The sequence below is a fragment of the Bacillus cereus group sp. MYBK5-2 genome, assembly GCF_051915685.1.
In the GTDB taxonomy this organism is placed as follows: Bacteria; Bacillota; Bacilli; order Bacillales; family Bacillaceae_G; genus Bacillus_A; species Bacillus_A cereus.
Genome location: NZ_JBQAFE010000008.1, coordinates 40,119 through 52,244, shown reverse-complemented (window position 1 = coordinate 52,244; position 12,126 = coordinate 40,119). Strand labels below are relative to the sequence as shown.

Genomic DNA, 12,126 nt, shown 5'->3' with positions numbered 1-12,126 from the left:
TAGAAACCGTATACTCCACGAAAAGAATACCAAAAGGTTGTGTGAGATTTGTGAAAAAACAATGTGCTTTTTGTAATATAGAAAACAAAAAAAGATGTGTAGTTATTTCTACACATCTCTCATCACTCGCAACCTGTAATTAACAAATCATCTTCTAATTTAACTAATAATGTATCCGCACTAATTTCCTGTCCAACTTCTACATTTACCAATCTTATATTTCCACTAATCCCGACTGCAATTTTTTTAAGCTCACCGTCATTTTTTCGGATCATCAGTAATTTTTCCCATTCATATACGTAAGAAGATTCATTAACAAAAATCTCTTCTACTTTTCCTTCATAAGAGCTATAAATCTCTTCCATTCTTGTTTTCATATAAAATCTACTCCCTATTTCACACTTCACTATTTTCATCTTATTCTACCATTCTTATGAGAAGCAGCTTACTTTTTAAAAATTCAAATTAACTACCGTGAACAAAATGAACAAAATAAAAATTATGCTTCTAATGATGTTATTTTTCAAATTATTTACCATTTGAATAGATGCTTTTATTATAAATAAAAAACCTTTTTCTGAATTTTTATTCTATTTTGAAAGCGCAATCATTCTTTTAAGGGGGAAATTACATGTTAGCACTACTTGGATTTGCGATGGTATTTGTCTTTATGTTTTTAATTATGACGAAACGTATGTCAGCGCTAGTAGCATTAATATTAATTCCGAGTGTTTTTGCATTAATTGGCGGATTCTATGCCAATATGGGGCCTATGATGTTAGAGGGGATTCAAAAATTAGCACCTACTGGTATTATGCTTATGTTCGCTATTTTATATTTTGGGATTATGATTGATAGCGGTTTATTCGATCCTGTCATTAGTAAGATTTTAAAATTTGTAAAAGGAGATCCTTTAAAAATCGTTGTCGGAACGGCTATATTGACTATTATCGTTTCTCTAGATGGTGATGGTACAACAACATACATGATTACAGTTTCCGCAATGTATCCACTATATAAGCGCCTTGGAATGAATCCCCTCATATTAGCTGGAGTTGTTATGTTAGGGGCAGGGGTAACAAATCTTACACCTTGGGGTGGACCGACAGCTCGTGTTATGAGCGCACTTGGACTTGAGGCTTCCGAATTATTTACACCTCTTATTCCTGGAATGATTGCTGGTGCAATTTGGGTTGTTTTCGTTGCCTACTATCTTGGAAAAAAAGAAAGAAAACGTTTAGGAATTATGGATGTACAGTATTTAAAACAAATGCAAACAATGGATGAGCAAGCTGCAACTGTTGAAGCAGCAGTGCATAAACGCCCTAAACTTCTATGGATTAACTTTTTATTAACCGCCACATTACTTGTCTGTCTCATACTAGAAGTTATGCCGTTACCTGTTTTATTTACAGTCGCTTTTGCTATCGCTGTTATGATTAACTATCCAAACTTAGAGCAACAGAAAGAACGTATTGCTTCTCATGCTGGGAATGTATTAGCAGTTGTTTCTCTCGTATTTGCTGCCGGTATTTTCACTGGTATTTTATCTGGAACAAAAATGGTAGATGCAATGGCTAACAGTGTAGTAACTCTTATACCAGATGCACTTGGACCACAATTGCCAATTATTACAGCACTTCTCAGTATGCCATTCACATTTTTCATGTCTAATGATGCATTTTACTTCGGGGTATTACCTATTTTGACGAAAGCTGCTGCTACTTACGGAATTAGTGCAGCTGAAATGGGGCGTGCTTCCTTACTTGGGCAACCCGTTCACTTATTAAGTCCTCTTGTCGCTTCCACTTATTTATTGGTCGGAATGGCAAAAGTTGATTTCGGTGAACATCAACGATTCACTTTATTATGGGCCGTTGGAACGACAATGGTTATGTTAATTACCGGAATTGTAATTGGGATTATTCCAATATAAGATGCAAAAAAAAACAGTAGAAGGAATAAAATCCTCTACTGTTTTTTATTATGAAGAAACAAGAAAATAACGTCTCTCCGGTCTCCCAACACTTCCATATATTAGCTCTGCGTGGACTTTCTTCCCAGATATCAAATACTCTAAATAACGCCTTGCAGTTGATCGGCTTACGCCTACCATTGAACTTAGCACCTCTGCTGTAATCCCTTCTTCATTAACTGTTAACATATGCTTTTTTATTTTCGCTAAAGTTAAAGGATCTATCCCTTTCGGGGCATATTCTATTTGATCTCCCTTCACCCCTCTTTGAGACCATAAATATTCAATTTGCTCCGTAGATAATTGATTATTTTTCTTTAACTGTATAATCTTTTTTTGATAGCCTTCCAGACTTGCTTTAAATCGGTCAAACATTAGTGGCTTTACGATATAATCTGTTACTCCGCCCCGCAGGGCGTGCCTCACTACATCTGTTTCCGATGCCGCTGTAATCATAATAATATCTGTATCGTGCAAATGATGCCTAATATATGTGACAAGTTCCGTTCCTTGCATATCAGGTAAGTACACATCTAATAAAACAAGCTGTGGCTTCACAAGCTCTAGCCATTCTTTCGCTTGTTCTCCAGTCGTTGCCGTTCCAATTACTTTAAATCCCTCAATTTTTTCAGTAAAACGACGATGAATGTCAGCAATCCGAATATCATCTTCTACAATTAATACTTCAATCTCCTCACTCATTACTATTCGCCTCTCTCTTTCGGTAGTGCAATAATAAATAACGCACCACCTAAATCCCCTTTTTCAATTGCAATACTTCCATTTAAATCTTCTACTAACTCTTTCACTTTTGCTAATCCATATCCTCGCTCTCCTCCTTCTTTCGTCGAAAAGCCTTTATAGAATATGCTAGTAATTATTTCATCATGAATCCCTTGCCCTGAATCTTCCACTTCAATTAATATTTCTTCTCCAATATCAGTTACAAACATCCTTACTCTCTTATCATTCTCTTCATTTTTTTCAATTGCTTCAAATGCATTCGTAATTAAATTTCCTAAAATAGAAACGACATAATTACTCTCAATATGTGGACTTAATTTGTCTAAACCACTTTCTCTATCTAGCATAAAATCAATCTTCAACTCTCGTGCTCTATTATAAAATCCAATTAAAATTCCACCTAGCCATGGATTTTGAATCCGCTTCATAATAAATTGAACAAAATCTTGATATACCGCTGTTTCCTTATGAATAAGCTCTAAAGCATCTTCATATGATTCTAATTGGATAAGACCTGAAAGCGTATACAATAAATTGTTATATTCGTGCGCTTGCGCTCGTAATGCCTCTGTATATTGCTTCGTCTGAGATAATTCTGCTGTTAACTGATCCATTTCAGATTTCAAACGTAAGCTCGATACAACGCCAGTTACTTTATTCTTTACTTTAATAGGTAGACGGTTCGCAATAACAGCCTGTCCTTTTATATTTAATTGGCGATCAAACTGTTCTTCACCAGTTTGAAGTACATCTAGTATCGTTGAATTAGGAATTACATTTAAAATAAATTCCCCAATAATATTTTGTTGTTTATCTAGCGAAAGAATATCATAAGCTGCTTGATTGACTAAACTAATCATGCCATTTTTATCGATTACAATAATCCCTTCACGTACAGATTGAATCACTGTACTATGCTCTTCATATAAAGATGAAATTTCTTCTGGTTCCATACCGAACATCATTCTTTTTATGCTTGCCGCTAAATATATAGAGCCGATTACTCCAATTAATAGCCCTATTATTGTAATCCAAAATACACGCTTTCCATACACCTCTACCGCTCCATGAATATCATCCATTGAAAATCCAACAGACACCACACCAATGATTTCATTTTCCTGATTACGGATTGGAACTTTTCCGCGTAATGAAGGGCCTAATGATCCAGTTGCTTTCGAAACATATGATTTTCCTTCTAATAAAACGCCTTTGTTATCTCCACCAATCATCGCTTCTCCTATTTTATCTCGCTCAGGATGTGCATATCGAATCCCCTCTTTATTTCCAACTACAATGAAGTCAGCCTCTGTATCCATTCGAATTCTTTCTGCAATCGGCTGAATAATAGAAGCTGGGTTTTCTTTTTGAAAAGCTTCCTTTATTTCAGGTATAGCAGCAACTGTTTTCGCAACATGCAAAGCCCTTTTGCCAATTTGCTCTTCTACCGTTTCAGATAATATGTAATAAAATAAATAACTCGTTAGCAGAAGTACAACTAAAATAAGTGTACTAATAGTTAATGTAATTCTCGGTTGGAGTTTTAATTTTTTTAATTTCAAAACCATTCCCCTAACATGATTAAAGATAGAATTTAAAGAATATACAGTCTCTTTAATTATACTTAATCATAACACGGTTACTCTATATTTCTTTCTTTTTCTCTTCATAAAAAAAGAAACGAAGTAAAATTACTACCTCGTTTCTTAACATTCGTTATTACACTTTAAACTTACTAATCATCTCTTGTAATTCTTCTGCCATTTGTGATAAATGGACTGCTGCTGCATTTATTTCATCTACTGAAGCTAATTGTTCCTCAGAGGAACCAGCAATATTTTGAACGCTTGCTGCATTTTCTTCAATTGTAGCTGCAATTTCATTAATAGATGCACTTACTTGTTTTGCATCTACCGTCATTTGTTTTGCTACATCTACCATGTTATCAATTTGTACAACTGTATCATCCGTAGATTTCAATATTTCAGCAAAGCTTTGCTTCGTTTCATTTGCAACTACAAGTCCTGATTGTACTTCTGCTCCAACTTGATTCATAGAGCTTACTGTTTCTTTTATATCAAATTGAATCTCTTTTACTAGTTTCCCAATTTCCGTAGAAGACTGTCCTGATTGTTCTGCTAGCTTTCGCACTTCATCTGCTACAATTGCAAATCCTCTTCCTTGCTCTCCAGCTCTCGCAGCCTCAATTGCCGCATTTAACGCTAATAAATTTGTCTGTTCTGCAATATGTTGAATCACTTCAAGGATTGCTCCAATTTGTTTCGACTTATCGTCTAACAAACCAATGATTTTGTCTGACTGTGAAACAGACTCATGAATTAATTGCATTTGATTCACAGTTTGTTCAACTAACTTCCCACCATTTTCAGCTTTTTTCTTCGTATACATAGAGGCTGTAGATACTAATGAAGAACTATCTGCAACACGCTGAATTCCTTCTGTAACTTCTTCTAACAATGTTGCTCCTTCTTCAACTTCTTTCGTTTGTATTTCTGCACCACTTGATACTTGCTCTATCGCCTGTGTAATTTGTTCCGTCGCTTCGCTTGTCTGCTTCATACTAGCTGCTAATTCTTCTGAAGATGCCGCTACATGACTTGCTGAAGTGTTTATATTGGAAATGACACTTTGTAACGATGTAGCCATCTCGTTAAAACTTTCTCCTAGCTGTCCAATTTCGTCTTTAGAATGAACTGTAATTGATTCTGTTAAATCACCTTCACTAATCTTCTTCGATGATATGACAAGTTGTTTTAACGGTTTAATAATAGACGCAATTATGAAGTAAATTACAATCCCACCGATTATTAGTGAAATTCCAAGAACAGTTATTGTTTTATAGAAAATAGGTTCAGCCGCTTCGATAATTTCTTTGGAAGGCATAATTCCTGCTATTTTCCATCCAGTTTTCTTATTCGTTTTAAAAGTGATATTGCGATCTTCACCATCTAATGAATAATGAAAATCCCCAGCTTCCTGTTTATACAATTCTTTACTAAGTTTCTCTTCTAATTTCTCTCCTGGCTTCATTTTCGGGTGCGCTACTACATTTTTATCTTGATCAAATATCGCTACATATCCTTCCTTACCGATATTAACCATCTTGGAAGTAGTAACAATATCATTAATGATTAAGTCAATCCCAAGAACTCCACTTTTATCCTCGTTTTGCTTTGCTAGTGTAATAACAATATTCCCTGTCGTTTTTGACTTATATGGAGCAGTTACAATTACTTCTCTGCTTTTCTTTACGGCCTCTTTATACCAATCTCTTTCTGTAGGATTATATCCATCTGGCATCTGAATAGCTGGTGATTGAATGAACTGTCCATTACTAGATCCTGTATAGATCGCTTCCATTTCTGGATGCAGTTTATTGTATTCTTCTAGTTTATTTTGTATGTTTTGAATTTGATCTGCTTGGTAACTTGATTGTGTGAATAATTTCGTAAAATAAGTTGCATCTACTTTTTTACTATCCAATTCTTTATTAATTACATTATCCAAAATTTTTATATTATCTTTCGCCGAGTTTAAAATCGTTTCATTAAAATTCGTCTTCGCCTGTTGATAAGACGTCCAACCAATTACAATACTTGGAAGAACTAAAATAATAATAAATGATACAAGTAACTTTGTTTTTAAACTACTACTCCTTAGTTTCCCTTGAAACATACTTCTACCCCTCCATACCGTTTTAAATGTAATTAATTAACATTTAATCTTTCTATAAAAATAATACGATTTAAATGTATCGATGAGACTCTCTATCTTTTTCTACATCATAAAGAATTGATACATATCTTTTTCATTCTATATAAATTAAATAATTAAAACAATGTATAAAAATGTATATTATTCGAAATATTATAATTCACAGAAGAACCTCTAGTATTTCACTTACTAGAGGTTCTTTCCACCTTATTATTCTTTATCTTTTTCTACTTCTTTTTTCTCATCTTCTACTACAGATACAACAGGTTTATCACTTGATAATTGTTGCACTGCTCCTTTTCCTGCAAATCCTTCTAATAGCTCTTTTAAGTCAATTCCAGAAGAAGCCTTTAACGTTTCTTGCATCGTTGCCATTAAATCAGTCGCATAGCCCGCAACTTTTCCAGCCCCGCTATTTTTACCACCGCCGCCTGTATCGACAACTGTGATTTTATCAATATTACTAAGCGGACTTGCAACTTCCTTCGCATAACTTGGAAGCATTTTAAGAACCATATCCATAATTGCCGCTTGACCATATAATTCAAATGCTTCAGCAATTTTTTGTTTCGCTTCTGCTTCTGCTAAACCTTTTAATCTAATAACATCTGCTTCTGCTGTACCTTGCGCTTTTTGTACTTCCGCTTTCGCTTGACCTTGCGCTTTTTCGATTTCCGCCTTCGCTAAACCTTCCACACGTACTTCTTCCGCACGAGCTCTCGCTTCAGCTTCAATCTTATATTGATCCGCATCTGCCTTTTTAATTTGTTTTACTTTTTCTGCTTCTGCTGATTGCTCAACAGCATAGCGATCTGCATCTGCTTTTTTCTTAACTTCTGCATCGTATTGCTTTTCACGACGCGCAATCTCTTTTTCTTCTAACTCGATTTGCTTTTCACGCTCAATGATTTTAACGCGCATTTGCTCTTCTGTAACACCTTGTTGTGCTTTCGCTTGTTGTAATTCGTAAGAAAGATCCGCATCTGCACGTGCTTGCTCTTGTTCTCTCTTATAGGACTGTACTTTTAATTCTTTATGTTTTTCAGCTTCAGCGATTTGTGCATCACGTTGATATTCTGCTTCTTTTGCCTCTTTTTCAGCACGTGCTTTTTCAATACGTGCTTCTTTTTCACGCTCTGCATTTGCAATTGTTGCATCACGCTTAACTGTCGCAATTTGCGGCTGACCAAGTGCATCTAAGTATCCGTTTTTATCCATTATTTCTTTAATTGTGAAAGAAACAATGCGAAGTCCCATCTTCTTTAAATCTGTAGAAGCCACTTCATGTACCTTTTGAGCAAATTGCTCTCTATTACTATACGCATCCTCTACTGTCATAGAAGATAAGATTGCACGTAAGTGACCTTCTAAAACCTCTTTTGCTTCTACTTTTAACTCTTCTGTTTCTTTTCCTAAATATTGCTCAGCTGCAGTAGATACTTCTTCAATTGTAGAACCTACTTTAATAATAGAAACACCATTTACTGTAACTGGAACACCTTGCTTCGTATAAGTATCACGTGTACCAACTTCTAATTTGTAGTTTAATAGGCTTAAAGGCTCTGCTCTTTGCATAATTGGAACTACGAAAGTACCGCCCCCGCGGATAATCTTAATCTTCTTTCCATCATCAGTGGTAACAACATTCTTTCCTCCACCAAGCCAGTTCCCTGTAACAATTAACGCTTCATCTGGACCAACCGTACGATACTTCGTAATGAACACTAAAATGAGTAGAATTAAAATTGCCAGTAAAACTCCACCGATAATTAATGGAATCGTCATGTAAATTCCCCCTTATAATTTTGGTTTTTTTAAAGAATAAGCGATGTTTTGTACAAGTAAAACACCATCTTGGACTCCCTCGATAATAACCTCTGTTCCTTGCGAAATATCTTTTTTTCCAACAGTTTTAGCTGGGATTGCATTACTTCCAAATTGGGATAAAATTAATACTTCACCAAATCCTTCTGTAGGAATTGTCGTAATGACTTCTCCTTTGCAACCGATAAATTCATCCATACGTTGCATCGTATTTTGTTCTGCTTCTGCAATCGGTTTTAAAATTAGTATTTTCATGATGAAAACACCGATAAAAGATATAGCAAATGCAGCCCCGAAAATAGTAATACTATTAAAGGAAAATAAGTACTCTCCTATATAACTAAGCCCACATAACATGGCGAAGAAACTAAGTAATAAAGTAACAACGGATACAGATCCGCCCCCAAAACTAAATATCGATTCAAATATATCTCCAAAGAAGATATAAATAACAGTGAGTATAGTAGCAATAATAAATCCATATAAATAAATTGTTTCAAGTGGATAACCAAACAAGACCATTTCTTATCCCCCTTTCTTAAACAATCCCTTTTTTGTTATGTGTATGCCCCACCTCTTTCAAAGATTATAGTTCTTAATTTTCAGTTATTTACTCTTTAAAGAAAAGCCTGTAAAACAGGCCCCTAAAAAAGAACAGGAGAAACCTATTGTGACAGGCTCCTCCTAGAAAATAACCGATATATTATATATCTATATAATATACTATTTTCCACAAAAAGTAAAGTTAAACATACATTGGAAAAGCACTTATTTTCCCCCGATTGGTGTGGGCTAATAATCATTGGAGGATGAATGATTAAAGTTTCACTTTACTGATAATGAGTACGTTCCATCGCCATTATCATATTTATATACATACAAGTAATACTTGCCTGGTTTTGCATTAAATTTCGCTTCTATATGATTCCCATTGGCTTGACCGTAAGCTGCATAATTTTGCATATCTGATTCATGGTGAAGTACCCATGTCATCCCAATTCCATACTCATTTAAAACAGAAATGTCGATATCTTTCGCTGATGCTACATTAAATGTATAAACATCAGTGTGGTCCCCGCCAATAAGATTACCTTTTATCGTACTATTTAGCCCGATACGATTTGCTTCATCTGGACGATTATTTGGTTCTGATTCTGTTAAACTTCCATCTTTAATCGTAACAGTTGTTTCGCTTCTACTCTCTTTGCCTTTATCATCTTTTACTCTTAACGATACTTTATAAGAACCTTCTCTTTCATATACATGTACTGGATTCACTTCTACACTTGTGCTTCCATCTCCAAATTCCCATAAATAAGAAACAATTTTTCCATCTTCATCGTTTGAGCCATCACTTTTAAATTGAATTCCCTCTTTTACAAGACCGCTATAAGGGCCATTTATATTAACCGTTGGAGCTTTATTTTCTCCACCATCTTTTGCGATTCCATGGAAGACTACATCATATTCAAATTCATTTGAGCTATTCACACGATAATTGACGAAGTATGCTGTAACAGTTTTATAGCCACTCCATTCTTTTTGCGCCAATTGTTCTAAAGATTCATTTACTCTTTTACTCATTGCTTTCCAATCTTCTGATTCACCTTTTGTGACACTACCTGTATACGTACCTTCTAATGTAAATGTATTAAAGAATTGAGAATTATGTTTTGTCATTTTTGTATCTTTCATAGGCAACGTATCACTAATTTCTTTTTTCACTTCAGTTAACGATTTCGGTGCATGTTCAGCTAAATAATCATCTGCTACTTCCGGTACATTATATTTATCTTGATTATCAATTAACTGCTGCATATACTCTTGATACTCTTTATTTAACTTAGGATCTTTACTTAGATTTTCACGATATGCATCATAATTTTTCACGTCATTCGCACGAATCAAATCTTGAATTTTATCAAATGTTTCAAACTGATGCGTATATAAGTAAGACTGCAATGCGAACGAGTAATTATAGAAATCCCAAGAACCGTATTTAGCAAATAGTGTACGCTCTGCTGTATAACGGCTTGCAGGATCAGATGATAATCCGCTAATTATACTCTTTCTTGGTACAACGTTATTCGTACGAGTAGATCCTGCGAAAAACTCTGCATTTCCTTCTTGGAACCAAGTTAGCCTTTCATTTTGATACATATCTCCTCTTCCAAATAAACCAGGAACTTCATATCTCCCTTGCAGATAATGAGTAAATTCATGACGGAATAACTCTTCTAAACTATAAATACTTTGCTCTGGTGTACGCTCATATGTAAAGAATGTACCTGTCTCTTCAATATAAATTCCACCGTTGTTTGTTTCATATCCATACAATTGTCTATTTAACTGATATTCATCTGGACTATTATAAATTACGATCGTTAATACATCATCCGCATTTCCTGGCTCTAACGCTTTGTCATTTCCAATTACACGGTGATACTGTGCCTTTACTTCCTTCGCAGCCCAATATAGTCTCTTAATTTTTTCTTCTGATACTTTATCTCCTGTTTTGAACACAATTGATCCATCGTCGAATGTATACGTTTTTGGTAGGTATTGCTCTTTTCCTTCTTTACGTATTTTCTCTAAATCTACTGTATTCCCGCTATAATCTTTACCATTATAATTTGTTGTGATTTGTTCTACCGCAACAAAATACGGTTCACTTAAGCGCGGGTACATATGCATTGCTTGTGTAACAACCTCTAATCCTTTATTTGGATTGCTATGAAACTTCCCTAAACGGCTAGCAAAATAAATGCCATTATTAACGAGCCATTTATTTTCTGGCGTTACTTCATTTAGAAGAGCAATACGATTTATTTCATTAATAAACCCATCTACTTTTCCATACCACATCGTTTCATTCGCTTCTTTACGAGCCTCAGTTAAGTACGACTGCATATCATAGTCAATACCTTGCATAATATCGTATATTGCTTGTCCCTTCATTCGATCATTTACATAAGTAGTATAATTATCATTGTATTGCTTTAAAATATTCGATGCATATTGAACCGTTTCAACATCGCTTGAAGCATTACTAATTAATTTACCGTACGCAGATACGACTGTATCTTGTTCAACTGTACCAAGCTTAAAGTTTGGATTTTTTGCGATTGCTTTTAAAGCAGGTAAACATTTATCCTGGAAGCTTCTTTCATTTAAGTCGCTTAATTCACTATTATAAAATGCAAGATAAAAAGCTGAACGCAGCACTTCAGTAAACGTTTGAATTCCTCTTGAATCATCTTTCGTAAATGTACTACCTCTATGAGCTAATTCATCTATAATGACTTGCATTTTTCCTTTATCTTTATAAAAAGCCTTTGCATCTTCATTAAACTGGAATAAGTCTGTAATTTGGTGCCATTTAATACTGCCTAACGTTTCAACTAATTCTTGGTCATTCATTTTGTTTAAATCAGCCATTGAATAGCTTTCTTTAACCTGCTTTACTGCAGTTTTCTTCGTAATAGATGCTGGTCGCTGTGAAAAATCTCCTACTTTTAAACGTTCTTGAAATGATAAAGTTTCATCAACTTTTGAAATATGTCCAACTTCATCTACCGACTTTTCAATTCCAACCGGTTTCGTTTTTAACACGTTATACGGTACTTTTTCTTCCGCTGCTGCATGAGTTTGAAGTGCGCCTAACGATAAAGCCATTGTACTAATGCTAAGCATCACTTTATTAATCTTTGATTTCTTGTTCATATCCTTGCCCCCTATTTTAATATTCCATTCAAGAATTTAACATAAAATCTGGATGTAACAATATAAAATGCAATATTTCATATTATTTCTTCCTATAATTTGTACATATCGTGAACGCATTGCTC

At 34.6% G+C, this 12,126-nt stretch carries 8 protein-coding genes and 1 pseudogene; 1 reads left to right on the top strand and 8 read right to left on the bottom strand.

Annotated elements, in window-relative coordinates; all coding sequences use genetic code 11:
* Positions 1-122: 122 nt before the first annotated feature.
* A complete protein-coding gene (locus tag ACTFP3_RS22975; protein WP_326036378.1) occupies positions 123-377 on the bottom strand; it encodes a hypothetical protein in 255 nt (84 codons plus the stop codon).
* 254 nt (positions 378-631) lie between these two features.
* On the opposite strand from ACTFP3_RS22975, the gene ACTFP3_RS22970 reads away from it, so the two are divergent.
* Positions 632-1,936, top strand: coding sequence for a CitMHS family transporter (locus tag ACTFP3_RS22970; RefSeq protein ID WP_000880474.1), 1,305 nt, complete (start codon positions 632-634; stop codon positions 1,934-1,936).
* Positions 1,937-1,984: 48 nt separating this feature from the next.
* On the opposite strand, the gene ACTFP3_RS22965 is transcribed toward ACTFP3_RS22970, so the two are convergent.
* The 7 genes and pseudogenes from ACTFP3_RS22965 to colA all read right to left on the bottom strand — a co-directional run bounded on the left by ACTFP3_RS22965 (position 1,985) and on the right by colA (position 12,001).
* Positions 1,985-2,677, bottom strand: a complete 693-nt coding sequence (locus ACTFP3_RS22965; RefSeq protein ID WP_001287988.1) for a response regulator — start codon at positions 2,675-2,677, stop codon at positions 1,985-1,987.
* A gap of 2 nt (positions 2,678-2,679) precedes the next feature.
* Positions 2,680-4,287, bottom strand: coding sequence for an ATP-binding protein (locus tag ACTFP3_RS22960; protein ID WP_440011369.1), 1,608 nt, complete (start codon positions 4,285-4,287; stop codon positions 2,680-2,682).
* 151 nt (positions 4,288-4,438) lie between these two features.
* The gene (locus ACTFP3_RS22955) at positions 4,439-5,299 is read right to left on the bottom strand and encodes a methyl-accepting chemotaxis protein (RefSeq protein WP_372584302.1); all 861 of its coding nucleotides are present in this window, start codon (positions 5,297-5,299) and stop codon (positions 4,439-4,441) included.
* Between the two features lie 81 nt (positions 5,300-5,380).
* Positions 5,381-6,415, bottom strand: a pseudogene (locus ACTFP3_RS22950) (HAMP domain-containing protein); the annotation flags it as partial.
* A 249-nt stretch (positions 6,416-6,664) separates the two neighbouring features.
* A complete protein-coding gene (locus ACTFP3_RS22945; protein ID WP_000155019.1) occupies positions 6,665-8,239 on the bottom strand; it encodes a flotillin family protein in 1,575 nt (524 codons plus the stop codon).
* A gap of 12 nt (positions 8,240-8,251) precedes the next feature.
* Positions 8,252-8,800 carry an NfeD family protein gene (locus tag ACTFP3_RS22940; protein ID WP_000242444.1) on the bottom strand — a complete coding sequence of 183 codons (549 nt, stop codon included), beginning with the start codon at positions 8,798-8,800 and terminating at the stop codon, positions 8,252-8,254.
* A gap of 303 nt (positions 8,801-9,103) precedes the next feature.
* Complete coding sequence (colA, locus tag ACTFP3_RS22935) at positions 9,104-12,001, bottom strand: collagenase ColA (protein ID WP_326036382.1); 2,898 nt, start codon at positions 11,999-12,001, stop codon at positions 9,104-9,106.
* Positions 12,002-12,126: the final 125 nt, after the last annotated feature.